Origin of the sequence: Kitasatospora sp. NPDC056531 (assembly GCF_042794375.1) — a bacterium.
Taxonomy (GTDB): Bacteria; Actinomycetota; Actinomycetes; order Streptomycetales; family Streptomycetaceae; genus Kitasatospora.
On sequence record NZ_JBHTTU010000004.1, the window covers coordinates 88,969 to 114,430 of the forward strand.

24 protein-coding genes are annotated in these 25,462 nt (G+C 73.8%); 8 read left to right on the top strand and 16 right to left on the bottom strand.

Annotated elements, in window-relative coordinates:
* Positions 1-117: 117 nt before the first annotated feature.
* Positions 118-840 (bottom strand): response regulator, encoded by a 723-nt coding sequence (locus ACFQ87_RS06650; RefSeq protein ID WP_380609476.1) that lies wholly within the window; start codon positions 838-840, stop codon positions 118-120.
* Positions 837-2,519: an ATP-binding protein gene (locus ACFQ87_RS06655; protein WP_380609477.1), complete on the bottom strand. Its 1,683-nt coding sequence runs from the start codon at positions 2,517-2,519 to the stop codon at positions 837-839. Before ACFQ87_RS06655 ends, ACFQ87_RS06650 begins: the two co-directional genes overlap by 4 nt.
* A 217-nt stretch (positions 2,520-2,736) precedes the next feature.
* Here ACFQ87_RS06655 and ACFQ87_RS06660 point away from each other — a divergent pair, with 217 nt between their 5' ends.
* Positions 2,737-4,164 (top strand): cation:dicarboxylate symporter family transporter, encoded by a 1,428-nt coding sequence (locus ACFQ87_RS06660; protein ID WP_380609478.1) that lies wholly within the window; start codon positions 2,737-2,739, stop codon positions 4,162-4,164.
* Positions 4,165-4,253: 89 nt separating this feature from the next.
* Here the strand turns inward: ACFQ87_RS06660 and ACFQ87_RS06665 are convergent, their stop codons facing one another.
* A complete protein-coding gene (locus ACFQ87_RS06665; protein WP_380609479.1) occupies positions 4,254-5,219 on the bottom strand; it encodes a hypothetical protein in 966 nt (321 codons plus the stop codon).
* Between the two features lie 137 nt (positions 5,220-5,356).
* Positions 5,357-5,860: an RNA polymerase sigma factor gene (locus ACFQ87_RS06670; RefSeq protein WP_380609480.1), complete on the bottom strand. Its 504-nt coding sequence runs from the start codon at positions 5,858-5,860 to the stop codon at positions 5,357-5,359.
* A 320-nt stretch (positions 5,861-6,180) separates the two neighbouring features.
* Here ACFQ87_RS06670 and ACFQ87_RS06675 point away from each other — a divergent pair, with 320 nt between their 5' ends.
* Complete coding sequence (locus ACFQ87_RS06675) at positions 6,181-6,552, top strand: hypothetical protein (protein ID WP_380609481.1); 372 nt, start codon at positions 6,181-6,183, stop codon at positions 6,550-6,552.
* Between the two features lie 163 nt (positions 6,553-6,715).
* Here ACFQ87_RS06675 and ACFQ87_RS06680 read toward each other — a convergent pair whose 3' ends face one another.
* The 7 genes from ACFQ87_RS06680 to ACFQ87_RS06710 form a co-directional block, all read right to left on the bottom strand.
* Entirely contained in the window at positions 6,716-7,372 is a 657-nt protein-coding gene (locus tag ACFQ87_RS06680) for an ATP/GTP-binding protein (protein WP_380609482.1), read from the bottom strand.
* On the bottom strand, positions 7,353-7,682 hold the full coding sequence (locus tag ACFQ87_RS06685) for a DUF742 domain-containing protein (protein WP_380609679.1): 330 nt from the start codon (positions 7,680-7,682) through the stop codon (positions 7,353-7,355). The genes ACFQ87_RS06680 and ACFQ87_RS06685 overlap by 20 nt, the downstream gene beginning before the upstream one ends.
* A 269-nt stretch (positions 7,683-7,951) precedes the next feature.
* The gene (locus ACFQ87_RS06690) at positions 7,952-8,362 is read right to left on the bottom strand and encodes a roadblock/LC7 domain-containing protein (protein ID WP_380609483.1); all 411 of its coding nucleotides are present in this window, start codon (positions 8,360-8,362) and stop codon (positions 7,952-7,954) included.
* The gene (locus ACFQ87_RS06695; protein ID WP_380609484.1) at positions 8,359-11,157 is read right to left on the bottom strand and encodes a nitrate- and nitrite sensing domain-containing protein; all 2,799 of its coding nucleotides are present in this window, start codon (positions 11,155-11,157) and stop codon (positions 8,359-8,361) included. The genes ACFQ87_RS06690 and ACFQ87_RS06695 overlap by 4 nt, the downstream gene beginning before the upstream one ends.
* Before the next feature lie 105 nt (positions 11,158-11,262).
* The gene (locus tag ACFQ87_RS06700; protein WP_380609485.1) at positions 11,263-12,126 is read right to left on the bottom strand and encodes an MHYT domain-containing protein; all 864 of its coding nucleotides are present in this window, start codon (positions 12,124-12,126) and stop codon (positions 11,263-11,265) included.
* 373 nt (positions 12,127-12,499) lie between these two features.
* Positions 12,500-13,864, bottom strand: coding sequence for a cytochrome P450 (locus ACFQ87_RS06705; RefSeq protein WP_380609486.1), 1,365 nt, complete (start codon positions 13,862-13,864; stop codon positions 12,500-12,502).
* 147 nt (positions 13,865-14,011) lie between these two features.
* The gene (locus ACFQ87_RS06710) at positions 14,012-15,079 is read right to left on the bottom strand and encodes an RNA ligase (ATP) (protein ID WP_380609487.1); all 1,068 of its coding nucleotides are present in this window, start codon (positions 15,077-15,079) and stop codon (positions 14,012-14,014) included.
* Between the two features lie 357 nt (positions 15,080-15,436).
* On the opposite strand from ACFQ87_RS06710, the gene modA reads away from it, so the two are divergent.
* The 3 genes from modA (at position 15,437) to ACFQ87_RS06725 (ending at position 18,321) form a co-directional block, all read left to right on the top strand.
* Entirely contained in the window at positions 15,437-16,285 is an 849-nt protein-coding gene (gene modA, locus ACFQ87_RS06715; RefSeq protein WP_380609488.1) for a molybdate ABC transporter substrate-binding protein, read from the top strand.
* Between the two features lie 95 nt (positions 16,286-16,380).
* Complete coding sequence (locus ACFQ87_RS06720; RefSeq protein ID WP_380609680.1) at positions 16,381-17,181, top strand: ABC transporter permease; 801 nt, start codon at positions 16,381-16,383, stop codon at positions 17,179-17,181.
* 72 nt (positions 17,182-17,253) lie between these two features.
* The gene (locus ACFQ87_RS06725) at positions 17,254-18,321 is read left to right on the top strand and encodes an ABC transporter ATP-binding protein (protein WP_380609489.1); all 1,068 of its coding nucleotides are present in this window, start codon (positions 17,254-17,256) and stop codon (positions 18,319-18,321) included.
* 31 nt (positions 18,322-18,352) lie between these two features.
* Here ACFQ87_RS06725 and ACFQ87_RS06730 read toward each other — a convergent pair whose 3' ends face one another.
* Both ACFQ87_RS06730 and ACFQ87_RS06735 read right to left on the bottom strand, forming a co-directional pair.
* Positions 18,353-19,060 (bottom strand): response regulator, encoded by a 708-nt coding sequence (locus ACFQ87_RS06730; RefSeq protein WP_380609490.1) that lies wholly within the window; start codon positions 19,058-19,060, stop codon positions 18,353-18,355.
* On the bottom strand, positions 19,057-20,316 hold the full coding sequence (locus tag ACFQ87_RS06735; RefSeq protein WP_380609491.1) for a sensor histidine kinase: 1,260 nt from the start codon (positions 20,314-20,316) through the stop codon (positions 19,057-19,059). Before ACFQ87_RS06735 ends, ACFQ87_RS06730 begins: the two co-directional genes overlap by 4 nt.
* Before the next feature lie 190 nt (positions 20,317-20,506).
* Here ACFQ87_RS06735 and ACFQ87_RS06740 point away from each other — a divergent pair, with 190 nt between their 5' ends.
* Genes ACFQ87_RS06740 through ACFQ87_RS06750 form a run of 3 tightly spaced genes read left to right on the top strand, consistent with a single transcriptional unit; the run spans position 20,507 to position 22,948 of the window.
* A complete protein-coding gene (locus tag ACFQ87_RS06740) occupies positions 20,507-21,424 on the top strand; it encodes an ATP-binding cassette domain-containing protein (protein ID WP_380609492.1) in 918 nt (305 codons plus the stop codon).
* Positions 21,421-22,167 (top strand): hypothetical protein, encoded by a 747-nt coding sequence (locus ACFQ87_RS06745; RefSeq protein WP_380609493.1) that lies wholly within the window; start codon positions 21,421-21,423, stop codon positions 22,165-22,167. The genes ACFQ87_RS06740 and ACFQ87_RS06745 overlap by 4 nt, the downstream gene beginning before the upstream one ends.
* Before the next feature lie 28 nt (positions 22,168-22,195).
* A complete protein-coding gene (locus ACFQ87_RS06750; protein WP_380609494.1) occupies positions 22,196-22,948 on the top strand; it encodes a hypothetical protein in 753 nt (250 codons plus the stop codon).
* A 180-nt stretch (positions 22,949-23,128) separates the two neighbouring features.
* Here the strand turns inward: ACFQ87_RS06750 and ACFQ87_RS06755 are convergent, their stop codons facing one another.
* From ACFQ87_RS06755 to ACFQ87_RS06765, 3 genes are all read right to left on the bottom strand, one after another.
* Complete coding sequence (locus tag ACFQ87_RS06755) at positions 23,129-23,875, bottom strand: aminoacyl-tRNA hydrolase (protein ID WP_380609495.1); 747 nt, start codon at positions 23,873-23,875, stop codon at positions 23,129-23,131.
* 49 nt (positions 23,876-23,924) lie between these two features.
* Complete coding sequence (locus ACFQ87_RS06760; protein ID WP_380609496.1) at positions 23,925-24,461, bottom strand: hypothetical protein; 537 nt, start codon at positions 24,459-24,461, stop codon at positions 23,925-23,927.
* Between the two features lie 68 nt (positions 24,462-24,529).
* The gene (locus ACFQ87_RS06765; RefSeq protein ID WP_380609497.1) at positions 24,530-25,459 is read right to left on the bottom strand and encodes a hypothetical protein; all 930 of its coding nucleotides are present in this window, start codon (positions 25,457-25,459) and stop codon (positions 24,530-24,532) included.
* Positions 25,460-25,462 lie beyond the last annotated feature (3 nt).

The following is a 25,462-nucleotide window of genomic DNA, read 5'->3' on the forward strand; positions in this document are numbered from 1 at the left end:
ATCGTTCGTGACCTGGCGGACTGCCCCGAGGGCACCCAGAATCACCCGAGCGGGTGAACCTCCCCCGGCATGACTGGCGCCGCCCCCGACCAGCCCAACGAGCGCCGCGCCGAAAGGTCACGCCCGCCCCTGCCACCGGTAGCACAGCTCCGGCCGCCCGACGTTCCCGTACTGCGGCTCCCGCACCGCCCGCCCGGTGTCCACCAGGTGTTCGAGGTAGCGCCGCGCGGTGATCCGGGAGACCCCGGCGGCCGCGCCCGCGGCGGCCGCCGACAGCCCGGTCGCGGCCTCGCGCAGGACGGACGCGACGGTGTCCAGGGTGGGCGCGCTCAGCCCCTTGGGTAGGGTGCTGCGCTCGGGCGTGCGGAGCAGCGCGAAGGCCTGGTCGACCTCGTCCTGCCCGGTCGCCTCGCCGGCTCGCCCGAGGCTGTCCCGGTAGCGGGCGTAGCGCTCCAGCCGGTCGTGCAGGGCGGCCGCGCTGAACGGTTTCAGCAGGTACTGCACGACCCCCGCCGAGACCGCCTGCCGCACCATGGCGAGGTCGCGGGCCGAGGTGACGGCGATGACATCGGTGCCGTACCCGGCGGCGCGCAGCGTGCGGCAGAGCTGGAGGCCGTGGCCGTCCGGCAGGTAGAGGTCGAGCAGGGTGAGGTCGACGGGCGTCCCGGCGGCGCGCGCCCTCTCCAGGAAGCGCAGCGCGTCGGCGCAGCTGTGCACCGTCCCGGCGGCGTGGAAGCCGGGCTCACGCTCGACGTAGAGGGTGTGCGCGGCGGCGGCCACCGGGTCGTCCTCGACCACCAGCACGGAGATCCCCGCCCGGGCGCCTTCGGTCGCCGTCACGCCAGGGCCCCTTCCCGCTCCCGGGCCCGGCCGGCCAGCGGCAGCCGCACGGTGAGCACCGCACCGCGCTCCCGCCCGACCTCGACGGTGCCGCCGTTGCGCCGGGCGGCCTGGGCGACCAGTGCCAGCCCGAGGCCGTGCCCGCGGCCGTCCTGCTTGGTGCTCCAGCCGCGCCGGAAGACGTCCTGGACGGCGGACGGGTCGATGCCCGCCCCGGTGTCGGCGACCCGCAGCAGCAGACAGGCGTCCGGGGAGTCCTCGCCGTCGATCCGGGCGGTGACGGTGACCTCCGGCGGGGCGGGACTCTGTGCGGCCCCGGCGATCGCGGCGTCCACCGCGTTGTCGATCAGGTTGCCGAGCACGGTGATCAGGTCCCGGGCGGAGAGGCCGGGCGGGAGCACCCCGTCGTCGATCCGACTGTCCTCGGCGAGGGTCAACTCCACGCCCCGCTCGGCGGCTTGGGCCGCCTTGCCGAGCAGCAGCGCGGCCAGTACCGGCTCGCCGACCGCCGCGACCACCCGGTCGGTGAGCTGCTGGGCGAGTTCGAGTTCGGCGGTGGCGAACTCCACCGCCTGTTCATGGCGGCCGAGTTCGATCAGTGAGACGACCGCGTGCAGCCGGTTGGCGGCCTCGTGCGCCTGCGCCCCGAGCGCCTCGGTGAAGCCGCGCACGGAGTCCAACTCGCCACTGAGTGACTGCAGTTCGGTATGGTCGCGGAGGGTCACCACCCGGCCGAGGCCGGTGCCGATGACGGAGGTGTTGAGCACCACGACCCGCTCGGCGGTCAGGTGCACCTCGTCCCGCACCGGCGCCTCGCCGAGCACGGCCGCCACCAGCGCCTCGGGCAGGCCCAGCCCCGCCACCGGCCGTCCATCCAACTCGCCGTCCAGACCGAGCAGTTCGCGAGCGGCATCGTTGCAGAGCACCACCCGGTGCGAGCGATCGAGCAGGATCAGCCCCTCCCGCACCGAGTGCAGGGTGGCCTGGTGGTACTCGTACAGGTGGCCGAGCTCGTCCGGTCCCATACCGTGGGTGTGCCGCCGCAGCCGGGAGTTGGCGAGGTAGGTGCCCGCTCCACCGAGCGCGAGCGCGGCCACCGCGACCCCGACCAGGGCCAGCAGCGGGCCGCCCAGCTGGGCGGAGATCGACTCCAGCGTCAGGCCGACGCTGACCAGCGCGACCACCCGGTGCCGGTCGTCCCACACCGGGGTGACCACCCGCACGGACGGGCCGAGCGTGCCGGTGTAGGTCTCGCTGCGGGTCTGGCCGGCGAGTGCCCAGTCGATGTGCCCGAGGTAGCGCTTGCCGATCTGCTCGGGCAGCGGGTGGGTCCAGCGCACCCCGTCGGTGTCCATGACGGTGATGAAGGAGACCCTGGCGTCCTGGCGCACCTGCTCGACGTACGGCTGGAGCACCACGGTCGGCTCGGACCCGGCGACGGCGGACCGGACGGCCGGCGAGTCGGCGACGGCATGGGCGACCGAGGTGACCTCGCGGCGGGCCGCGTCCTCGGTGCGCTCGGCGGTGAACAGGTACGCGAGCACCGCGCCGCCCGCGACCACAGCGGCCACGATGACCACCTGGACGACGAACAGCTGCCCGGCGAGGCTGCGGACCAGCCGGCGCGGCAGGGGAAGCCACCGGCGGCGCGGGCGGGCGGGGGCGGTGCGCACGGACATGTCTGCCAGTGTGCACCACGCCCCTCCGGGGCCCCAGGGGCCGGATCGTGCAGGTCGGCCGCGACGTCCGTGACCGCGTGACCCGAAACCCCGCAACCCCGCGACCCCGCGACCGTGAACTCTATGAACGCAAACGTGACCTCCGTCACGCCTGAGCACATAGTCGGAGCGGCCCACCACCCGGGGCCGCCAGGACTGCAGGGCGAAGGAGCCGCAGATGTCGATCGCTGGAGCCGCAACGGCGGGGGGACCCAGACGCAAGGACCGGACCCACTACCTCTACCTCGCGGTGATCGCCGCAGTGATCGCGGGTGTGGTGGTCGGGCTGGTCGCCCCCGGCTTCGCCGTGGAGCTGAAGCCGGTCGGCACCGGTTTCGTCAACCTGATCAAGATGATGATCAGCCCGGTGATCTTCTGCACCATCGTGCTGGGCATCGGCTCGGTCACCAAGGCCGCGAAGGTCGGCAAGGTCGGCGGCCTGGCCATCGGCTACTTCCTCGCCATGTCGACCGTCGCGCTCGCCATCGGCATGGTCGTCGGCAACCTGCTGGAGCCCGGCGACGGCCTGCACCTGACCGCCGCGCTCGCCAAGTCCGGCCACGCCCAGGCGGCCGCCGGCGGCGCCCAGTCGACCACCGACTTCCTGCTCGGGATGATCCCCGACACCCTGTTCTCGGCCCTCACCCAGGGCAAGGTCCTGCAGACCCTGCTGGTCGCCCTGCTGGCCGGCTTCGCACTGCAGGCGATGGGCCCGGTCGGCGCCCCGGTGCTGCGCGGGATCGAGCACCTGCAGCGCCTGGTCTTCCGGATCATGTCGATGATCATGTGGGTCGCGCCGATCGGCGCCTTCGGCGCCATGGCCGCGGTGGTGGGGGCCACCGGCACCGCCGCGCTGAAGAGCCTCGCCGTGATCATGATCGGCTTCTACGTGACCTGCGTGCTGTTCGTCGTCGTGGTGCTCGGCGCGCTGCTGCGCCTGATCGCCGGGGTCAACGTGTTCGCCCTGCTCAAGTACCTCGGCCGCGAGTTCCTGCTGATCCTGTCGACCTCCTCCTCGGAGAGCGCGCTGCCCCGGCTGATCGCCAAGATGGAGCACCTGGGCGTCAGCCGCCCCGTCGTCGGCATCACCGTGCCGACCGGCTACAGCTTCAACCTGGACGGCACCGCGATCTACCTCACCATGGCCTCGATCTTCATCTCCGAGGCCATGGACAAGCCGATGTCGATCGGCGAGCAGCTCTCGCTGCTGGTGTTCATGGTCATCGCCAGCAAGGGCGCGGCCGGGGTCACCGGCGCCGGGCTGGCCACCCTCGCGGGCGGGCTGCAGTCGCACAAGCCGGCGCTGGTGGACGGGGTCGGCCTGATCGTCGGCATCGACCGCTTCATGTCCGAGGCCCGGGCGCTCACCAACTTCGCGGGCAACGCCGTCGCGACCGTGCTGATCGGGCACTGGACCGGCGAACTGGACGCCGAGCGCGCCCGCCGGGTGCTGGGCGGCGAGCTGCCGTTCGACGAGCTCACCCTGGTCGACGCCCATGACTCCCCCGGCGCCCCGGTCGCCGCCGAGCCCAAGCCCGAGGCCGAGCCCGAGCCCGAGGCCCTGCCCGCCCGGGGCGCGGCAGCCGCCGCATCCGCCGCCGTCTGAGCGGCCGTTCCTCGACTCCCCCGGTCCGGCGCCCCCACCAACCCCGGAAACGGCGCCGGACCGGGGGTTCTCCGTGCCCGCCGCCGCGGTCAGAACTCCTGCGAGCCGCTGACCGCCCAGGCCACCCCGCTCGCCGGGTCCTCCAGCGCGAGGTGCAGATGGCGCAGCCCGGCGGCCGGCTCCTGCCAGGTGAAGCAGCGCATCCGGGCCACCAGGGCGTTCACCTCGGTCCGGTCCGGCCCTTCCGCACCGGCCATCGCGCCCAGCGCCCGCCAGAGGCCCAGCCGCCCGTGCGCGCCGCCGTGGGTGCGACCCACGGCGGCCGCCTGCACCAGCGCCGGGCAGGCGAGCGCGAACGGCAGGTACCCGCCGATCACCCGACGGCGCCGGGTCAGCACGGCGGCCGCCAGCTGGGCCTGGCCACGGACGCAGACCACCTCCACCCAGGGCGCGAGCGCGGACAGTTCGGCCAGCGCCCGGGTGACCCGCTGACCGCCCAGCCGCCCGCCCGGTTCCGGCAGCTCGACCTCGCCCAGGCCCTCCCGGCTGGCCGGCAGGGTGAGCACCGCGCTACGCGCTCCCCCGCCGGGCAGGTACTCGCGCACCCGCGAGGCCTCGTCCCAGCCCGCCGCCTCCCACGGCTCCAACCGCAGCGGCACGCCGTCCGGGTCGGGCTCGGCCCCGTACGAGAGGTCCTCGCCGAGCAGCACCCGGGTGTGCGCGACCAGTCGACGCACCGGGGCCGGGCCGAGCAGCGGGGCCAGCCGCAGCCAGGAGTGCCGGGTCGCCAGGACCTCCCAGAGCGGGCCAGCGTCGTGGTCGGCCACTCCGGCGACCGTCCCCTCGCCGCCATCCGCGTCGAACAGCCGGACGGCCAGTTCGGGCGGCGCCGAGTAGGCGATCAGGTGGCCGAGCGGCGCGGTCAGGTCCACGGCGGCCTGCTCCCCGGCCTGCACGACGGCGGCCGCCCGGCCCTGCCGGTAGGCGGCGAGCAACTCGGGCCAGCGGCCGTCCTCGGCCAGGGCGCGCAGGCGGTGGTCCTTGTCCGTGATCACGATTTGAGCGTACGGGCCGGGGGCGCCCATCAGCCGACTTACCGTCAGTTCGGTGCGTCGGTGGCCCGGTCGGGACCTTGCCCGGAGTCCTCGGACGCCGTCCGGAGGCATCCTGGACGCCGCCCCGGGCACCGCGCTCAGGCCCCGCGCCGACGCTCGCGCTCCAGGACCGCGCGCAGTCGGCCGTGGGCGCGGCGCCGGGTGACGGCCAGGGTGCTGCGGTGCAGGCCGAGCAGTTCGGCGGCCTCGTCGACGGAGTAGCCGTCGAGGTCCACCAGCACTACGGCCCTGGCCTGCTTGGCGGTCAGGAAGCCGAGCAGCCGGACCACCTCCCAGCGGGCCTGCAGCTCGGCCATCCCGCCGGACGGCGGGTCGAGCGCGGACCGGCCGCGCTCCACCGCCTCAGCCAGCCCGGACACCTCGGGCAGCGCCACCCGGCGGCGCTCCCGGCGCCACTGGTCGCGCAGGATGTTCGTCATCGTGGTGAACACGTAGGCGTACGGCTGAGGATGGCTGAGGAACCGCTCCGGGCGGCGGGCGATCCGCAGGTAGGCGTCGTGGACGACGTCACCGGCGGCGAGCGGGTTTCCGGCGAGCATCGCGGCCGCCTGGTGGAGTCTGGGCAGCAGGTCGGTGAACACCCGGTTGAAATCGGCGGATTGGCGTTCCGCAGGACCCGAACCGAAGCCCTTCCCATGCCCGCCCGCATGTCGTCCGCTGCAATCCGCCATGCCGCTCTCCCCGGAAATCGGCACCCTGAACGCCCAGTTGGGGCTGGTCTCAGGCCAGCCAACCGGGCAAGTTGTGACACGGATCACATCATAGGCCGTCGTCTCACGATGCGCAGTCATTCGTGTGCAATTAGTCATCGACCGGGCGGGAGGCGGGAATTCACCTCACCCGCCGTTCCGCCCGCCGGGGCACTCCGCCCGATGGCAACCGTTGAGCGAGGAGAAGTGCCATGCGAGGCTGCATCGCCAGGAAGATCGCCACGTTCGGGATGGCCACCGCGGCCGCCCTGGGCGTGCTCGGTTCCGCCGCCCTGCCGGCCGCCGCGGCTCCGGCCGCCGACCAGACCATCACCCCCGAGGCCGTGGCGGCCTCGCCGCACGTCGCCGCCGCCCCCTACCACTGCGTGATCACCGCCAACTACGGCTGGCGCTGGGAGGGGTACTGCAACGTCTACTCCGGCCAGCTGCGCACCATCACCTACTGCGCCAACGGCAGCTACACGGTCGGCCTGTGGATCGGGGCCCGGCCGCAGGCCTGGGCTGTGTGGGGCAACTGCCCGGGGTCCACCTGGACGAAGATCGTGTTCCAGTGGCACAGCTGAGCGGGTAGGCGATGACAGCTGACGGATGACAGATTTCGAAATCTGTCATCCGTCAGCTGAATTCTGTTCGCTGAACTCTGTTCGCTGGACCCTGTTCGTCGGCATCCGTTCGCTGGAATCCGCCAGCCATCACCCCACCCGACCGGGCACCCCGCCGAGCCGGTCACCGGATCGGCGAGACCTCCTCGAGCAGCCGCGCGGTGTGCACCCGCCCCGCGTGCTCGACCAGGTTGATCAGCACCTCCTTCCCCGAGGCCCGCTGACGCGCGTCGCACAGCACCACCGGCGTCCCGGCGTCCAGGTCCAGCGCGCGGGCGACCTCCTCCGGACCGAACTCGCGCGTCCCGGCGAAACGGTTCACCGCGACGACGAACGGAATGCCCCGGTGCTCGAAGAAGTCCACGGCCGGGAAGCAGTCGGTCAGCCGCCGGGTGTCGGCCAGCACCACGGCACCGAGCGCGCCCTGCGCCAGTTCGTCCCAGAGGAACCAGAACCGGTCCTGCCCCGGAGTGCCGAACAGGTAGACCGCCAGGCCCTCGCGAATGGTGATCCGGCCGAAGTCCATCGCCACCGTGGTGGTGGTCTTGCGCTCGACGCCGTCGAGGTCGTCCACCCCGCGCCCGGCTTCGGTCAGCCGCTCTTCGGTGCGCAGCGGCCGGATCTCGCTGACGGCGCCGACCAGCGTCGTCTTGCCGACCCCGAAGCCGCCCGCCACCAGGATCTTGAGCGCGAGCACGGAGTCGGCCGGGTCCACCGGGTCGGCCGGTCGGCGGTCGGACAGCCGACGGTCGGACGGGTGGTCAGAGTGCACGGAGTCCATGGATGACCTCCTGGAGGATGCGCTCGTCGGGGAGCAGGGCGGGCGGGACGGGGCGGCTGACCCGGATGAGCCCGGCGGCCAGCAGGTCGCCGAGCAGCACCCGCACGACGCCCACCGGCAGGTCGAGGTCGGCGGCCAGCTCGGCCACGGACAGCGGCGCGCCCCGGCACAGGCCGAGGATGCGCGCCTGCTCCGGGCCGACCGGCGGCTCGGGCGTGTCCGGGGCGAGCGCCGGGTCGGGCAGGTCGGACACGACCACGGCGATCAGGTCGAACTGCTGCCCGCCCGCGCCGGTCCGACCCCTGGTCATCGTGTACGGGCGGACCAGCGGCCCGGCCTCGTCGTCGTACCAGCGGGCCCGGTGGGCGGCGGCGAGCGGATTGCGGGGGTGTTCGCCGGGATCGGCCCGCGGATGCTCCGGATGTCGCTGGTGGTACGGATGGAACGCGGGCACCGAATCGTACGGACGGTCCGGTTCATACGGACGATCCGACCTGGACGGCTGGTCGGACCCGTACGGACGGTCCGGTCGATAGGGGCGGTCCGCCGGGTACGGCCGGTCCGGGCGGGGCACCGGGCTCACCCGCCGTACACCACGCGGGGCGCGGCGCTCAGATGCTCCCCGACCCGGCGGACCAGTCTGGCCATCTCGTAGGCGATCAGCCCGAGGTCGGCCCGGGCGCTCGCGAACACGGCCAGGCAGGCGCCCTCCCCGGCCGCCGCGACGAGCAGGTAGCCGCCCTCCAACTCGACCATGGTCTGACGGACTTCGCCCGCACCGAAGTGCCGGCCGGCGCCCTTGGCCAGACTGTGGAAGCCGGAGGCGACGGCTGCGAGGTGCTCGCCGTCCTCTCTGTCCAGTCCGGTCGAGGTGCCCATGGCCAGGCCGTCGGCGGAGAGCATCACTGCGAAGCGGACCTCTGGGGCGCGCTGGACCAACTCGTCCAGGAGCCAGTTCAGTTCCCCCGCGCGGTGGGTGGTGCCGATCACGGACGGTCTCCTTCGGGTCGGGGCGAGGACGGGTGGCGACGCAGCGGCCGGGGCCGGGCGGGGTCGGCCGGCGGATCCTCGGGCCGCCGGTCAGGGTTCATTCCGCGCGCCCAGCCGCTCTGGAAGGCGGACATCGCCGCGCGCGCCGCCTCCGGGCTGCGACTCGCGGGCGCCGGACCGGTGACCCCGGAAGCCCCGGAAGCCCCGGAAGCCCCGGTGGCGGCGGTACGGCGGATGCGCGGGGCCGGTCCGGCCGGGGCCTCGCGCAGTTGGGGCACCAGGCTCGCCTGTCGCACCCGGCGCGGCAACTCATCGGACCCGCCGCCCGGTTGGGACTCTCCGGCCGCCGGCGCGGCCGCCGTGCGGTACGGCTGTGGCGGACCGGACTGCGGACGGGAGGCGGCACCCGGGCCCCCGTCCGCAGCCGGCCCGGCCGTCCGGGCACCGGAGGCCCGGAAGGGGGTGCGGCGCATCGGCCCGGGGTCGCCGCCCCGGACGCCGAATGCCAGCAGCGCCCCACCCTCCGGCAGCAGCCCACCCGCCGCCGGAAGCCTGATCTCCGTCACCCCGCCACCCGGGAAGGCCAGGCCGCCGGCCGGGAGGGGTGCCGGCTCCGGCCACGTCTCGGCGGTCGGCGACTCCGGGAAGGCCGGGCTCTCCTGCACGGCCGGACCCTCCGGGGCGGCCGGGCCGGTCGGAGCGGTCACGACGTCCAACTCCCCTACCGGATCGAAGGATTGCGCCCTGTCGTGCCGCTCGTCGGCCAGCACCCCGGTGGGCAGCAGGACCACCGCGGTGGTGCCGCCGTACGCGGAGGTCACCAGCGAGACCTTGACGTCGTGCCGCCGGGCGAGCCGGCTGACCACGAACAGGCCGAGCCGGTCGCTGTCGAACAGGTCGGTCTGCTCGGCGGCGGCGATCCGGCGGTTGGCATCGGCCAGCGGGGCCGGTCCCATGCCGAGGCCGCGGTCCTCGATCTCCAACGCGTAGCCGTTGCCGACCTGTTCGCCCCGGATGTGCACCCGGGTGTGCGGCGGGGAGAACCCGGTGGCGTTCTCGACCAGTTCGGCCACCAGGTGGGTGAGGTCGGCGACGGCGTGGCCGACCACGGCGGCCCGCGGCAGCGGGTGCACCTCGACCCTGGCGTACTCCTCGACCTCCGACACGGCCGCGCGCACCACGTCCACCAGGGGGACGGGCCGGCGCCAGGCCCTGCCGGGGACGGCCCCGGAGAGGATGATCAGGCCCTCCGCGTGGCGGCGCATCCGGGTGGTGAGGTGGTCGAGCCGGAAGAGGTCGGCCAGCTCGGACGGGTCCTGGGTGCGCCGCTCCATGGCGTCCAGCAGGGTGAGTTGGCGGTGCACCAGGACCTGGCTGCGGCGCGCGAGGTTGACGAACACCCCGGAGACCCCGGACAGCACCTCGGCCCGTTCCACCGCCGCGGTGACGGCCGCCCGTTGGACGGTGCCGAGCGCCCGGTGCACCTGGCCGATCTCGTCGTCGCGACCCACCGGGCGGGGCGCCTCAGCTTCGATGTCCACCTCCTCCCCCGCACGCAACCTCCGGATCGTGGCGGGCAGTTTGCGGCCGGCCAGGTCAAGTGCCGAGTTCCGCAGGCCGATCAGCTCGGTGACCAGACCCCGGCCGATCTGCACCGAGATCACCAGCGAGGCGACCACCCCGAGCAGACCGAGCAGCACGGCGATCCCGGCCGGTGTGAACAGGCCGAGGGCGTACGGGTTCTGGCGCTCGGCGGCGAGCCGTCCGGCCCGGTCCTCGACGGCGCGCAGGCCACCTGTCACGTTCCCGGCCACCATCGCCCACCGGTCGTCGGGCACGGCGGCGACGGCGGCCCGGCCGTCGGCGGCGGTACGGACCCTGTCCTCGTAGCCGACCAGCTCCCGGTGATCCTGGCCGTCGGTGACGGCGAGCAGCGCGTCCCGGTCGGCGGGGCGCAGGTCGGCGGCCGTGCCCTGCTCGAACTCGCGCCGGGCGAAGACCGCGCCGGAGAACTCGCGCAGCTGGTCGTCCCCGAGCGCGCCGGAGAGCTGGGCGGTGCGCAGCAACGCGTCCTCGCGGGCGAGGAGTTCGCGAGAACGGGCGAGGTCCAGCAGCACCCGGGTGTCGGCGGCCGACCTGCCGTCCTGCTGCGGGGCGACGGCGCCCGACACGGCGAGCGCCCGGTCCACGGCCGCGCCGTACGCGGCGTACGCCTCGGGCCAGCCGACAGTCCGGGCCAGTACCCGGGCGCGCAGCTCGGGCAGGGCGGCGAGGGAGGTGCCGAGGGCGTCCAGGCGGGCGGCGGCGTCGGCGCCCAGGCCCTGGGCGTCCGCACGGTTGTAGCCCTGGCCCGGGTGGCGGGGGTCGGGGAACAGCGGGGCGAGCGCCCGGTCGGTGGTGTCGGCGGCCTCGCGCAGGGCGCTCTCCCGAGCGGCGGACGGAGCGGAGGGCGCGGACGGGGCGGAAGGGGTGGCGCCCGGGGTGGCCAACAGCTGGCCGGCGGCGGCGCGTTCGGCCTGCAGGCCGGCGACCGTCCCGGCGACGGGCGCGAGCAGGGTGCGCTCGGCGTCGCGCAGGCGCAGCAGGTCCCAGACGCCCTGGGCGGTGGTGACGGTCGCGAAGCCCCAGAGGGCGATGACGGAGACGACCGGGACCATCAGCAGGGCGATGATTCGGGCGCGGACGGTCCGGGGACGCAGCCCGCGCAGCCAGGGCCCGGGGCGCGGTGGACGGGCGGGCGGCCCGGCGTGGGCACCCCGGCGGGCCCCGGGGGCGGTACCGCGGTCTTCTCGCATGGGTGAGGGGCCTTTCGGGCGGGGACTGGCGTCGGACGGGAACGGACTTCGGCGGGAACGGACTTCGGCGGGCACCGGCGCCGGACGGGGATCGGCCGCGGCCGCTCAGGCGGCGCGGTCGTGGCGCTCGGAGCCGTGGCGGTACGGGTCGGGGAGTTCCGCGTCCGGGAGCTCGACGTCGGGGTGGGCGGGCAGCGCCGGGAACTCTTCGACGGTCAGCTCGCCCGCCGCCAGGTAGCCGGCCCGTTCCTGGGCGGTCGGGGAGAGCGCGACGAACGCCGAGGCGAGGAAGAGGAAGGAGCCGAGGCCGACGGCGAGCGGGAAGACGAACTCCATCGGACTGGCCCCGCCGAGGCCGGTGCGGGCGGGGTCCAGCTGAACGTGCACGGCCGCCATGCCGGTGTAGTGCATGCAGCTGACGGCCAGCCCCATGGCCAGAGAGGCGGCGACTGCCGCGTACACGTTGCGGATGGTGACGGCGGCCCAGAGCGCGACGGTGGCGGCGCCGACCGCGACCAGCACGGACAGCGCGACCGTCCCGGCGTCGTAGCGCAGCCCTCCGTGCATCCGGACGGCCGCCATCCCGAGGTAGTGCATCGCGGCGACGCCGACCCCGGTGGTGAAGCCGCCGCCGAGCAGGGCGAGGCCACGGTGTCTGCCGTAGGCGACGACGGTCAGGCCGAGGCCGGTGACCAGTACCGCGACGACCAGGCTGAGCACGGTCAGCGGCACGTTGTAGCGCAGCTCGGTGCCGTCCACGGTGAACCCGAACATGGCGACGAAGTGCATGGTCCAGATGCCGGAGCCGATCGCCGCGGCGGCGGTGACCAGCCAGTTCCGGCGGGCGGCGCCGCTCGCGGCGAGGCCGCGCAGGGTGCAGCGCAGCCCGAGGGCAGCGCCGGCGCAGGCCACCAGGTACGAGACGACGGGGGTCAGCCAGCCGAAGCTGAAGTGGTTCAGGGTGCCCATGGGACCTCCGGTCGACCGGTCGGGCCCGGAGCGGTACGCGGTGCGCCCGGGCTCCCCCGGCCGGGCGGACTGCACGCAAGGCATATGCCAATCACATGTACGTTTTCGACCTGGGGTGCGTGGGACGCTATCGAGGGGCCGGAATCGGTCACCCGAAGATCTGAAAAGCTGCCCGCATGGCAGGGGCGATGTGTTCGAATGGCCCGGTCGCATGCCCGAAACCCGGCATGGAACCGTGCGAACGACCGACAGCGGGCAACAGACAGCGGACAGATAACAGATTTCGAAATCTGTTATCTGTCCGCTGAAAGTTCAATGCTGAACGCTGAACGCCGAAACCGACAGCTGTCAGCCGTCAGCTGTCAGCCACTCGTCACCCCACCGCCGCCACCCGCACCCGCATCGCACTCGCCGCTCGCAGCGTGATGCCCTGCACGAGCGCCACCCGCTGGTCCACCACCTCCACCTCGAAGTCCCGCAGCAGCACCCCGAGGGTCAGCACCGCCTCCAGCATCGAGAAGTGCTGCCCGATGCACGCCCGCGGTCCCCCGCCGAACGGGAACCAGGCGTACCGGTGCCGGGCCTTCTCCTCCTCCGGCAGGAACCGGTCCGGGTCGAAGCGCTCCGGCTCCACCCAGTGGTCCGGGTGCCGCTGGGTGACCAGCGGCGCGACCACGACCTGGGCCCCCGCCGGGATGACGTACCCGTCGATGACCGTCTCCTCGACCGCCCGCCGTCCGACCAGCGCCGCCGCCGGGAAGAGCCGCATCGCCTCCTTCAGCACCCGGCTGATGTACGGCAGCCGCTCCAGGTCCGCCGCCGTCGGCGCCCGCCCGGCGAGGACGGTCCGCGCCTCCTCCTGCGCGAGCTTGCGCTGCTCCGGGTGCTTGGCCAGCAGGTGCAGCGCGAAGGCCAGCGAGGTGGCCGTGGTCTCGTGCCCGGCGATCAGGAACACCAGGACCTGGTCCCGCAGTTCGGCCGGATCCAGCCGTTCCCCGTCCTCGCCACGGGCCCTTCCGAGCAGCGTCAGCAGGTCGTCCGCGTCCTCGTCGCCACCCCCGCGCGCGGCCCGCTCGGCGATGATCCGGTCACAGATCTCGTACAGCGCCCGCTGCGCCTCGGCGCCGCGCCGGTTGCCGGGCGTCGGCCAGTTGCGCGGGAGCCGGACCGGCGCGAAGCCTCGTTCCTTGATGTACTCGCCGAGCGCCGGGAAGCTGCGGTTCACCACGTCCACCGCCTCCTCCACGTCGGCGCCGAAGAGGATCCGCGCCACCGCGCGCAGCGCGAACCGCGACATCTCCTCCGCCGCGTCCACCACCCCGCCCGGCACGGCCCGCCACCGCTCGGCGAGCGCCTGTGCCTCCTGGGCGAGCGCGTCGGCGTAGCCGTCCACCCGACGCCGGGTGAACAGCGGCTGGATCAGCCGACGCTGGCGCTGGTAGTCGCCGTCCTGGCTGGTGAGCAGCCCGTTGCCGACGCTGGTCCGCAGCTCGTCGTAGAAGTTGTTCTCCTTGCGGAAGTTGGCCGCCTCGGTGCCCAGTACCTGGTGGACGCCTTCGGGCGAGAACACGCCGTAGAACTCGACGCGCAGGCCGGGCGGCCCGGCCTGGAAGCGCACCACGTCCCCGTAGTCGCGACGGGCCGCGAGGTAGGTGCGCAGTGGACGGCGGGTGAGGTCGAAGAGCGACCCGACCAGGAGGTTTCCGGCCGGTCCGGGTACGGCGGCTGCGGTGGTCATCGACACTCCTTCTGCGCTGGCGATCCTTCAACCTTACTGACGGGTATTCAGCCGTGGAAGCGTCGGGCGCAAACGCGCGGGCGGGCGCGCATCGTGCGCACCCGCCCCAACCGTGCACCGCCCGACCGCGAGCGCCGAGCACCCGGCTCACTCGTACTCGGTGCCGCCCTTGCGCGTCAGATAGGCGTCGCTGACCACCTTGGCGATCGCCCGCCCGCCCAGCACCGGGCTCCAGCGCTCGGCGACCGGCCGGACCACCACGCCCTCCCGCAGGTGGAGTTCGCGCCCGGAGTGGGCCTCCCTGCCCTGCGCGTGCGCCAGCACCGTCCCGGCGTCGAACGGCCCGCGCCACAACTCGGGCACCAACGGCAGTTCACTGTCCAGCAGTTCGGCGGCGGGCAGCCAGGTCAGCTGTCCGTCGATTACGGCCGACACGTCGAAGACGGCGTAGCCGGGCCGTTCGGTGCGCGCGGAGGCCCCGTACGTCAGGTCCTGGACGCCCTCGCCGAACACCTCGCCGAAGATGCCGACCCGCTCGGCGCCCAGCCGCTCGGCCAGTCGGGCCGCCACCTCCGCGATGCCGTACCCGCGCACCGCCCGCCAGTACAGGTTGCGCCCGTCCTCGGCCAGCGCCAGCCCCTGCGCGCCGATCCCCTTGGAGGAGACCTGCACCCCGCCGGTGGCGGCGGTGTAGGTGACCAGGCAACAACTGCCGTGCAGCTTCTCGGTCAGCACCACCGGCTCGCCCGGCTCGAAGACACCCGGGTAGCGCTTGAGGTTCTCGACGTCCACCCAGGGCAGCAGGTCCGGCGCGCTGACCACCTCACCGCTCATCGAAGTCGGCACCGGCGGCCGCCACTTGACGATCCCGAGCAGCTCGGCGAAGTCCTCGCCCCGGTCCGCGGCCCCGGCCAGGTCGGTGTCGGCGAGCGCCGCGGGCCGGCAGACGATGCCCTGGGAGAGCTCCCCGCGCAGCCGTACCGCCTTCACCCGGTTCGAGCGCGCACCGGCCAGCTTGCCGGTCAGGCCGATCTCCTCGATCAACTCGTCAGGGAGAACTGCCTGTTCGGGGATATAGAGGGCGACGTCGCCGGTCCGGTAGGCACCCTTCGCGACCACCGCACGGTAGAGGCCGACCTGCGCCAACTCCAGAGCATCGGCGTTCGGGTGCTCGAGAATGACCAGCCTCTCGGCGGTGACTCGAAGTGTGGACATGGGTGGACTCCTCCCCTGGGCTCGGCCGTTGGGCCCGGCGCGACCGCTCCTCGGTCGTACGGCCGGGCTGCGAACACTCTGGCCGTTCGACCGGCCCCGGTGCGACGTATTTTCCACGCCGGGGCCACCTGCCGCCTCCGCCGGTCTGTCCGCCCCGCCGGACCGCCCGCGCACACGAACCGTCCGTGCACGTTTGAGCCTTCCCACAGCAGGCCCGAGCCCCTCCCCCCGCCCTGCCTGTGCGAAGCGACAGAGGATTTATCGCTCGCATCTGCGGCACTATGATCGCCATCATGGCCGCAGCTGCGGTCACGCCTCCGCGCCCCTTCCGGCGCGAACCCTGGAGGGGAAGCACCGATGAGCACCCACACCACCGCCACCCGCAGACTCGCCGTGGCCGCCGCGGCGGCCCTCGCCCTCAGCCTCGGGGCCACCGCCTGCGGCAGCGGCGGCGGCTCCACCTCCTCGGCCGCGAGCAGCAGCGCGAGCACCCCGGGCGGCGCGACCGGCAACAGCAGTGCCCCGAAGGCCCACGGCGACATCACGGTGTTCGCCGCCGCTTCGCTCAAGGAGACCTTCACCGACCTCGGCAAGAAGTTCGAGGCCGCCAACCCGGGCACCAAGGTCACGTTCAACTTCGGCGGCAGCTCCGCCCTCGCTTCCAGCATCAACTCGGGTGCTCCGGCGGACGTGTTCGCCGCCGCCAGCCCGGCCACCATGAAGACCGTCACCGACGCGGGCGGCGCCAGCGGCGAGCCGAAGACCTTCGTGAAGAACACCCTCACCATCGCCGTACCCAAGGGCAACCCCAAGCACATCGCGGGCCTGAAGGACCTCACCGCCCCTGGCGTGAAGGTCGCACTGTGCGCAAAGGAGGTGCCCTGCGGCGCCGCCGCCCAGACCGCGCTGAAGGCCGCGGGCCTCAACCTCACCCCGGTCACCCTGGAGCAGGACGTCAAGGGCGCGCTCACCAAGGTCGAGCTCGGCGAGGTCGACGCCTCGCTGGTGTACAAGACCGATGTGCAGTCCGATGCTGCGAAGATCGACGGCGTGGACTTCCCCGAGGCCGACAAGGCCGTGAACGACTACCCGATCGCCGCGCTCGCCAAGGCGCCGAACAAGGACGGCGCCGCCGCCTTCGTCGCCTACATCCAGTCGCCCGAGGCCAAGCAGGTGCTGACCGCGGCGGGCTTCCAGGCGCCGTGAAGAAGCGCACCACCAGCCGCGACGGCAACCGTGCCGACGGCCGCGACGGCTCCCGGGACCAGGGCGCCCCGGCGACGGCAGGACCCGCGAGGGCCCTGCCGCGCCGCCGACCGGGCACGCAGCGCGTCCCGGTCACGCTGCTGCTCCCGGCGCTGCTCGGGCTGGCGTTCCTGATCCTCCCGCTGGTGGGCCTGCTGGTCCGGGCACCGTGGAGCGGCCTTTCCGAGCAGCTCACCAGCACCGCCGTCTGGGACGCCCTGCGACTGTCGCTGATCTGCGCGACGGCCGCCACCGCGGTCTCGCTGGTCCTCGGCGTCCCGCTGGCCTGGCTGCTCGCCCGCACCGAGCTGCCCGGTCGGCGGGTGATCCGGGCGCTGGTCACCCTGCCGCTGGTGCTGCCGCCGGTGGTCGGCGGTGTGGCGCTGCTGCTGGTGCTGGGGCGGCGCGGGATCGTCGGTTCCTGGCTGGACTCCGCCTTCGGCATCACGCTGCCCTTCACCACCACCGGGGTCGTGATCGCCGAGGCCTTCGTGGCGATGCCCTTCCTGGTGATCAGCGTCGAGGGCGCACTGCGGGCGGCCGACCCCCGCTACGAGGAGGCCGCCGCGACCCTGGGCGCCTCCCGGCTGACCGCGTTCCGCCGGGTCACCCTGCCGATGATCGCCCCGGGGATCGCCGCCGGCGCCGTCCTGGCCTGGGCCCGGGCGCTCGGCGAGTTCGGCGCGACGATCACCTTCGCGGGCAACTTCCCGGGCCGCACCCAGACCATGCCGCTGGCCGTCTACCTGGCCATGGAGTCCGATCCGGAGGCCGCGATCGCGCTGTCGCTGGTCCTGCTGGCGGTCTCCGTCGCCGTCCTGGTCGGCCTGCGCGACCGCTGGATGTCGACCCCTTGACCCGACCCGCCCCCTGAACCGGCCACCGTACCGACATACCGAGCCGAGATGCAGAGCCGAAATGCAGAGCCGATGAGCACCCCGAGCCCCGCCCTGGACACCCGCCTCCGGGTGGACCGCGCCGCGTTCACCCTCGACCTCGCGCTCACCGCCGCACCCGGCGAGGTGGTCGCGCTGCTCGGCCCGAACGGCGCCGGCAAGTCCACCGCCCTGCGCGCCCTGGCCGGGCTGCTCCCGCTCACCGGCGGCCACCTGCGTTTGGACGGCCGCGTCCTGGAGGACCCGGAGCAGCGCCTGCACACCCCCGCCGAGGCGCGACCGGTCGGCGTGGTGTTCCAGGACTACCTGCTGTTCCCGCACCTCAACGCCCTCGACAACGTCGCCTTCGGCCCGCGCTGCCAGGGCCGCCCGAAGCGCGAGGCCCGGGCCGAAGCCGAGGCCTGGCTGGACCGGATGGGCCTGGCCGAGCACGCCGCGGTACGCCCGGGCCGGCTCTCCGGCGGCCAGGCGCAGCGGGTGGCACTCGCCCGGGCGCTGGCCGTTCGACCCCGACTGCTCCTGCTGGACGAGCCTCTGGCCGCCCTGGACGCCCGCACCCGGCTTGACGTACGGGCCCAACTGCGGCGCCATCTGGCCGAGTTCGAGGCGGTGGCGGTGCTGGTGACGCACGACCCGCTGGACGCCATGGTGCTGGCCGACCGGCTGGTGGTGATCGAGGACGGCCGGGAGGTGCAGTCCGGCAGCCCGGCGGAGGTCGCCCGGCGGCCGCGCACCGACTACATCGCCCGCCTGGTCGGACTGAACCTGTACCAGGGCAGGGCCGAGGGCCCCCAGGTCACCCTCCCGGACGGCACGGTCGTGGCCACCGCCGAGGAGCTGACCGGCCCGGCCTTCGTGGCCTTCCCGCCCTCCGCGGTGACCCTGTACCGGGAGCGGCCGCAGTCCAGTGCCCGCAACCTGTGGAAGGCCGAGATCACCGGCCTGGACCTGCACGGCGACCAGGTGCGCGCCGAACTGTCCGGGGAGCTGCCGATGGCCGCCGACCTCACCCCGGCCGCGGTCGCGGAGCTGGGGCTGGCGCCGGGGGCGGCGGTCTGGGCCTCAGTGAAGGCCACCCAGACCCACGCCTACCCGGCCTGACCGCGCAGCAGGCCGGCCGGGCCCGCCGGGGTCATTCCGACGGCTCGACGAACCCCGACTCGTACGCCGCGATCACCGCTTGGGTGCGGTCCCGCGCGCCGAGCTTCGCCAGCACGCTGCTGACGTGTGTCTTCACCGTCTGTACCCCGAGGAACAGTTGCTCGGCGATCTCCCCGTTGCTGAGCCCGCGCGCCATCAGCCGCAGTACCTCCGCCTCGCGCTCGGTCAGCGCCGCCCGGGCCATGGCCGCGCGGGCGGTGGGGTTGCCGTGCCCGGCCGCCAGACGGCGGATCGCGGCCGGGAACAGCAGCGACTCGCCCGCCGCCACCAGCCGTACCGCGTGGGCGATCTCGGCCGGGCGGGAGCGCTTGAGCAGGAAGCCGTCGGCGCCCGCGCGCAGCGCCTGGTAGACGTAGTCGTCGTTCTCGAAGGTGGTCACCACCAGGATCCGCGGCGGCCGCTCCCCCGACCCGTCGGAGCGCAGCAGCTCACGGGTGGCCGCCAGGCCGTCCAGGACGGGCATCCGGACGTCCATCAGCACCACCTGCGGGCGCAGCGCGCGGGCCAGGGCCACCGCCTCCGCGCCGTCGGCCGCCTCGCCGACGACCCTCAGGTCGCCCTGGGCCTCCAGGACGGCCCGCATCCCGACCCGGACCAGCTCCTCGTCGTCTGCGAGCAGGATGTCGGTCGGGCCGGCCGCGCCCGCGGTCCGGCGGTCACCTGCAAGATCATTCGTCACGAGCCCAAGCGTATGGGCAGCCGGACGTCGAGCACCCACTCCGTGCTTCCGTCAACGGAGAGCCCCGCGGAGGACCCGGCGGACGGCCCGGCACTTGCCTCGCCGCCGAGCAGGGAGGCACGCTCGCGGATGCCGCGCAGTCCCTTGCCGCCCTTGCGCGACGCGCCCCGGCCCGCCCCCGCCACCAGCCGGTTGGCGCAGCGCAGCTCCAACTGCCCGTCCCGGACGGCGACCTGGACGTCGACCGGCTCGCCTGGCGCGTACTTGAGCGCGTTGGTGACGCCCTCCTGGACGATCCGGTAGGACTCCCGCGAGAGCACCCCGGGCAGCACACCGGCCGGCACCTCGATCCGCGCCTCGACCGGGCTGCCGGCCGCGCGGGCGGTATCGAACAGCGCGGGCAGCTGGTCGACCCCGGGCTGTTCGGTGGCCGCGCCGCCCGCCGCCCCCGCCGGGCTCTCGCGCAGCAGGACGAGGGTGCGTTCGAGGTCCTCCATCGCCTGCCGCCCGGTCTCCTCGATGACTTCGAGCGCCTTGGCGACGAAGGCCGGGTCCCCCACCTCGCGCGCCGCGCCCGCCTGAAGGACCGTCACCGTCAGTGCGTGGCCGATGGAGTCGTGCAGCTCACGGGCCAACCGGTTGCGCTCCAGTAGCCGCTCGGCCCGCAGCTCCGCCTCCGCCAGCCGCTCCGCCGGGGACGGCCCCAGCAGCCGTGCGGCCATGACGAGTTGCAGGCGCCCCGCCCACACCACCAGCCAGCCGTAGCCGATCGCCAGCACCGGGGCGAGCGGGAGGTACCACAGGGCATGCGGCCCGGTCAGCAGGTTGAAGGCCGGGGCGAGGCCGAAGACCGTCGAGAAGCCGATCGCCGAACCGAGCACCACCCGCCCGATCAGCCAGCCCGCCGTGCGCCGCCGGTCGGCCCAGGTACGGGAGGGCTCGACGGCGATGTCCTCCTCACGGTCGGGCACCAGCAGCAGCCGCGCCTGCACGCCCTCGGCGCGGCGAGCGGCCGGGATGAGCGCGACCAGCGCGAGCAGGACGGTGTCCAACCAGAGGGCCCCCGCCAGGATCTCCCCCAGGCTCTTCTGGTACGTCCCCGGGTAGACCAGCAGGACCACGCCGGCGAAGATCCACCCGACCAGCAGGTGCAACAGCCGGGCGTAGGTGGCACCGGCCACCAGCGGCGCGAGGAACCTGGGCAGCACGTACCCGGGTGCTCCGCCCCTGAGTCGTCCGATCCGGAACGCGGTCATTCTTGGCACCTGGCCATCCTGCCAGGTCAACACCCCTCCCGCGGCCCCCCGCGGGGCCGTCGCGAGCTCCCTCCCGGGAGGGAGGCGCGTCCCCACCCCGGCGGGATCCGCCCACCGGCCCCGCTCCGGTCGAATGGAACCACCGTCCGGAGCGCTGGCGGTGACCACCTGTGAGAAGGGTAGGGCGGCCGTGATCGAGATCCAGGGCCTGACCAAGGAGTACGACGGCCGGCGGGTCGTCGACGACCTGTCGTTCGAGGTCCGGCCCGGCGTGGTGACCGGATTCCTCGGCCCGAACGGCGCCGGGAAGAGCACCACCATGCGGCTGGCCCTCGGCCTGGACCGCCCCACCGCCGGGCACGCCCTGGTCGGCGGCCGCCCGTACGCCGAACTCACCGCTCCGCTGCGGCAGGTGGGCGCACTGCTGGACGCCCACGCCCTGCACGGCGGCCGGACGGCGCAGGGCCACCTGCGCTGGATCGCCGCGAGCAACGGCCTGCCGCAGCGGCGGGTCGGCGAGGTGCTGGCCCAGGTCGGACTGACGGAGGCGGCCGGGCGCCGGATCCGGGGCTTCTCACTCGGGATGCGCCAGCGCCTCGGGGTGGCCGCGGCGCTGCTCGGCGACCCGCCGGTGCTGCTGCTGGACGAACCGGTGAACGGCCTGGACCCGGAGGGCATCCGCTGGATCCGCACCCTGCTGCGCGACCTGGCGGCCGAGGGCCGGACGGTGCTGGTCTCCTCCCACCTGATGACCGAAATGGCGCTCACCGCAGACCACTTGGTGGTGATCGGCCGCGGCAGGCTGCTCGCGGACTCCGCCACCTCCGAGTTCATCGACCGCCACGGCCGTACCCGGATCCGGGTCCGCGCCGTCGACGCGGCCAAGCTGGCCGCCCTGCTCGGCGGGGAGGGCCACGGCCTGGACGCCGTCGAAGTCCATGGCGGCGCCTGGGAGGTGGCCGGCGCCGAACCCGAGCGGATCGCCGCGCTCGCCGCCGCCAACGGCGTGGTGCTGTACGAGATCGCGGTCCAACAGGACTCGCTGGAGGAGGCGTTCATGCGGATGACCACCGACAGCGTCGAGTACCGGGCGGAGGCCGCCGTATGAATTCGCCGTCGTACGGCGTCAACGCCTTCCGCGCCGAGCGGATCAAGCTCACCACGCTGCGCTCGCTCTGGCTGGCGCCGCTGCTCTCCGTACTGCTCACCGTCGGGGTCACCACAGCCGTCGGCGCGGCACTCGGCGACAAGGACCACAACATCACCGACGACCCGGGTGTCGGCGTCTTCTACGGGCTCAACTTCGGCCAGGCGGTGCTGGTCGCCTTCGGCGTCCTGCTGATCGGCCAGGAGTTCAACACCCGGATGATCGACGTCTCGCTCGCCGCCGTCCCCCGGCGCGGTCGACTCTACGGCGCCAAGCTGGCGTTGGGCGCTCTGATCGGCCTCGGCGTGGGCGCGCTCGGCACGGCGGGCGCCTACGCCGGGTACGCGGCCACCGTGCCCGCCGACTGGCACGGCCCCGCCTTCGCCCGCGCGGCCACGGCCGGAGTGCTCTACCCGACGCTGCTGGTGGTGCTCTGCCTCGGACTGACCGCGATGCTGGGCAACCTCACCGCCGCCATGGGCCTGTTGACCCCGACCGTGTTCCTGCTCTCGCCGATGCTGGGCGGCCTGCCCGGGGCGCGCCACGTGTTCCAGTTCCTGCCCGACCGGGCCGGGCAGTACGCGCTGCGTTACGCCGACGACCCGCAGACCGCGTACGGGCACTGGACCGGACTGCTGATCATGGCGCTCTGGACGGCCGCAGCCGCGTACGGCGGACTCGCCGCCCTGCGACGCGCCAAATGACCCCGAAGTACTCGCCGACGGAGGAGAGATGAGGATGGGCCCCGGCAACGCCCTGCGCGCCGAACGGATCAAGTTCACCACCCTGCCCTCGCAGTGGGCCGCCCCGCTGACCGCCCTGGCGATCACCGTCGGCGTCACCGCGGCCGTCAGCGCCGCCGAGGGTGCACCGGCCCCGGGCTCCGGCAAGGACCCGGCCAACACGATCTACTACGGTCTGCTGTTCGGCCACGTGGCCGTGGCCTGCCTCGGGATCCTGCTGATCGGGCAGGAGTTCAACACCCGGATGATCGCCACCTCGCTGACCGCGGTCCCCCGGCGCGGCCGACTGTACGGCGCCAAGCTCGCGCTCGGTGCCGGACTGGGCCTGCTGCTGGGGCTGGCCTCGACGGCGGGCTCCTTCCTCGCCGTCGACGCCACCGCCGGCCTGGACTTCTCCACCCCGGGCCTGGCCCGCAGCTTCCTGGCGGGCGTGCTCTACCACCCGATGATGGTGCTGCTCTGCCTCGGACTGACCGCGATGCTGGGCAACTTCAGCGCGGCGCTCGGCCTGCTCACCCCGATGGTGTTCCTCGGCACCACCTGGCTGGCCGCGATCCCCGGCGTCCGTGAGGTCGGCCAGTTCCTGCCCGACCGGGCCGGCCTGTACGCGATGCGCACCCAGACCGAACCGGGCATCCACTACGGCCACTGGACCGGGCTGCTGATCATGGCACTCTGGACGGCCACAGCGGTGTACGGCGGGTGGCGGGCGATGCTGCGGTACCAGGCCTCGGGCGCTTGACGACGGCGACCGACGCGGGGCAACTGGCAGCCGGCAACGAACAGCGGACAACGAACAGCGAACAGCGAACAGCGAACGGATGACAGATTTCGACATCTGTTATCCGTTCGCTGTTATCTGTTCCCTGCTACTTGCCACTCGCCGCCCGAGCCCGGTCGGACTCCCCGCCCCCGCCAACCGTCACCGCAGCGCCGGATGGTCCGCGATCACCGTGCAGCTGCCCGGCGCGATCTCCGTGAAACCGGCGTCCTGGACCACCGGAAGCCCGCTGCGGACCAGCCCCTCCCAAGCCTCCGGCGAGGCCGTCCGAACCGCGAGCGCGAACCCTGACTCCACCCACTCCTTGCGCTGCGCCTCGTCCAGTCGCCACCAGGTGAGCTGAGCCGCGTGCCCGGTCTGCGCCATCGTCTTGCCCGCGCTCATCTCCAGCTCCGGGTTGAGCCACAGCACCGGCAGCCCCGGCTCGGGCGCGCCGACCTCGGCCGTCTCCTCCAGATCCGTCCCGGAGACCTGGAGCTTGGCGAGCTCCTTCGGCCAGCCGTCCAGCGGAATCGGCGGGAACACCCGCACCTCCGCCTCGCGCCCCTGCACCGTGATGCCCGGCAGCTCCCCGGCCCGGCGCCACTCCCCGCCCCGGGCCCGCCGGACCACCTTGCGGATCCGGGCGTCCTCCCAGGCCGTGACCTGCTCCGCCCACTCGCCCTCCGCCTCGGTCACCCGGGGGTCGGCGAGCAGCGTGAGCACCGCCCGCGCCGAGGTCTCCAGCGCGTCCGTCCGCCCCGGCGGTGTGGCCTTCTCCAGCCGGACGACCAGCGGCAGCACGTACTGCGGCCGCGCGTCGCGGCCCTCAGGGGCGGGAAAGTCCCCGGAAGCGGCAGCGTCGTCGGGAGCGGGAAGGGGGGCCGGGGCATCGAACGGAGAAGTCACCCGTCCAGCATGCCAGCCCCGCCACCACCCGCCCTGCCCCGCCCCCGGCTCAGCGCAGCCGCTGCCGCAGCTCGTCCACCGCCGCCCGGATGCCCGCGCTGTACACGTCCTCCGGCAGCGCGTCCAGGCTCCGCACCGCCCGTTCGAGCTGCTCGCGCGCGAGGTCCGGCTCGCCGAGCTTGAGGTGGTCCGAGGCCAGGTTGAGGTGCAGCGAGGGATAGAAGGCGCGCACCTGGAGCGCCGACTCGTACGCCTGGGCACGCTCGGCGGTCAGCGAATCGGCGGCCGCGAGGGCCCGCCGGTCCCACTCCAGCTCGGCTCGCGGGTCGTCCTGCAAGTCGGCCAGATAGTGCGCCAGGACGCAGCGGTGGAACACGTCCCGCTCGCCCAGCGCCTCCCACAGCGCCTCGAAGCTGGCCCGCGCCTCGGCCGTCCGCCCGCGCTGCGCCGCCTGCACACCGTCCAGTCCGAGCGCGATCCGGGCCAACCCCGGCTCGTCCCCGCCCGGCTCCCCCGAGGACGGACCGGGCACACCCGCACCACCGAACGGACCGGACACGCCAGACACACCAGACACATCGGACATGTCCGCAGCCTAGCCGCCCACCCGCCCCCGCGCCCGGCCCGCCGGTAGGGCCACCAGCCGACGCCCGCTCAGCGCCGGTACCCGCGCTGGGGGTCCCGTTCCTCCGCGTCCTCGTACATCAGGAACCACCCCTCCGGGTGCGTCGCCGCCAGCAGCAGTTCGGTGCGCTGTTCCGCGCCCAGCTCCGGGTCCCCGTCGTCCGGCCCGTACACGCCGAACAGCTCGTCGTGGCAGCCGTCCCAGTCGTAGTCGTACAGGTCGGCCGGCAGATCGCCCATCATGTCGGCCACCGACTCGGGCTGGGAGCCCAGCAGCGCCCGGGCGTCCACCAGCGCCATCCGCAGCGCGATCTCCTCGGCCAGGCAGCGCGGCAGCGGCCACTCGCCGAGTGCGAGGTCGTCGGCCAGGTCGTCGAAGGCCCGGGCCATCGAGCGGCGCCAGCCCCGGTGGAGGCGCCAGGTGCGCTGGGGCAGCCGGGCGAAGACCGTCCAGTCGGTGTCCTCGGCCTCGACCACCGGGTCGTCCCCGTGCTCGTCGAGGTCGTCGTACGCGGCGTCACCCAGGCCGATCAGCTGGGCGTGCAGCAGGCAGGCGGTACGCGGGGTGAGGGTCCAGTCGGTGCCCGCGCCGCCGTCCTCGTCCTCGCCGTCCAGCGGGAACAGCTCGGCGAAGTCCGGCGTGAAGTCCTCGGTGACGCTGATCTCCAGGGTGCCGCCGATCGCCTCCACGCCCGGGATGGCGGCCACCAGCCGGTCGGGGTGCAGCAGCGCGCCGAGTGCCGCGTTGGCGTCCTCGGCCACCTCGCGCAGCAGTTCCCGGCGCTGGCCGGCCGGGTCGATGCCCCCGAAGTCCAGCTCCTCGACGGCCCTGATCGCGGCCGCGCGCAGCGCCGGCCAGTCGGTGATCCGCAGGCCCAGCACCACCGTCGCCTCGATCTCCGGCGCGCCGGAGTACTCCGCCGCGCCCGGCCCCTGTGGATGATCGCTTCGCTCGCCCATGGG

What these genes read in the sequence shown, in the direction of transcription:
- ACFQ87_RS06655 (WP_380609477.1), bottom strand. Translation starts at nt 2,519, where the DNA reads ATGTCCGTGCGCACCGCCCCCGCCCGCCCGCGCCGCCGGTGGCTTCCC.
- ACFQ87_RS06660 (WP_380609478.1), top strand. Translation starts at nt 2,737, where the DNA reads ATGTCGATCGCTGGAGCCGCAACGGCGGGGGGACCCAGACGCAAGGAC.
- ACFQ87_RS06675 (WP_380609481.1), top strand. Translation starts at nt 6,181, where the DNA reads ATGCGAGGCTGCATCGCCAGGAAGATCGCCACGTTCGGGATGGCCACC.
- ACFQ87_RS06680 (WP_380609482.1), bottom strand. Translation starts at nt 7,372, where the DNA reads ATGGACTCCGTGCACTCTGACCACCCGTCCGACCGTCGGCTGTCCGAC.
- ACFQ87_RS06685 (WP_380609679.1), bottom strand. Translation starts at nt 7,682, where the DNA reads ATGACCAGGGGTCGGACCGGCGCGGGCGGGCAGCAGTTCGACCTGATC.
- ACFQ87_RS06695 (WP_380609484.1), bottom strand. Translation starts at nt 11,157, where the DNA reads ATGCGAGAAGACCGCGGTACCGCCCCCGGGGCCCGCCGGGGTGCCCAC.
- ACFQ87_RS06700 (WP_380609485.1), bottom strand. Translation starts at nt 12,126, where the DNA reads ATGGGCACCCTGAACCACTTCAGCTTCGGCTGGCTGACCCCCGTCGTC.
- ACFQ87_RS06705 (WP_380609486.1), bottom strand. Translation starts at nt 13,864, where the DNA reads ATGACCACCGCAGCCGCCGTACCCGGACCGGCCGGAAACCTCCTGGTC.
- ACFQ87_RS06710 (WP_380609487.1), bottom strand. Translation starts at nt 15,079, where the DNA reads ATGTCCACACTTCGAGTCACCGCCGAGAGGCTGGTCATTCTCGAGCAC.
- modA (WP_380609488.1), top strand. Translation starts at nt 15,437, where the DNA reads ATGAGCACCCACACCACCGCCACCCGCAGACTCGCCGTGGCCGCCGCG.
- ACFQ87_RS06725 (WP_380609489.1), top strand. Translation starts at nt 17,254, where the DNA reads ATGAGCACCCCGAGCCCCGCCCTGGACACCCGCCTCCGGGTGGACCGC.
- ACFQ87_RS06735 (WP_380609491.1), bottom strand. Translation starts at nt 20,316, where the DNA reads ATGACCGCGTTCCGGATCGGACGACTCAGGGGCGGAGCACCCGGGTAC.
- ACFQ87_RS06745 (WP_380609493.1), top strand. Translation starts at nt 21,421, where the DNA reads ATGAATTCGCCGTCGTACGGCGTCAACGCCTTCCGCGCCGAGCGGATC.
- ACFQ87_RS06750 (WP_380609494.1), top strand. Translation starts at nt 22,196, where the DNA reads ATGAGGATGGGCCCCGGCAACGCCCTGCGCGCCGAACGGATCAAGTTC.
- ACFQ87_RS06760 (WP_380609496.1), bottom strand. Translation starts at nt 24,461, where the DNA reads ATGTCCGATGTGTCTGGTGTGTCTGGCGTGTCCGGTCCGTTCGGTGGT.
- ACFQ87_RS06765 (WP_380609497.1), bottom strand. Translation starts at nt 25,459, where the DNA reads ATGGGCGAGCGAAGCGATCATCCACAGGGGCCGGGCGCGGCGGAGTAC.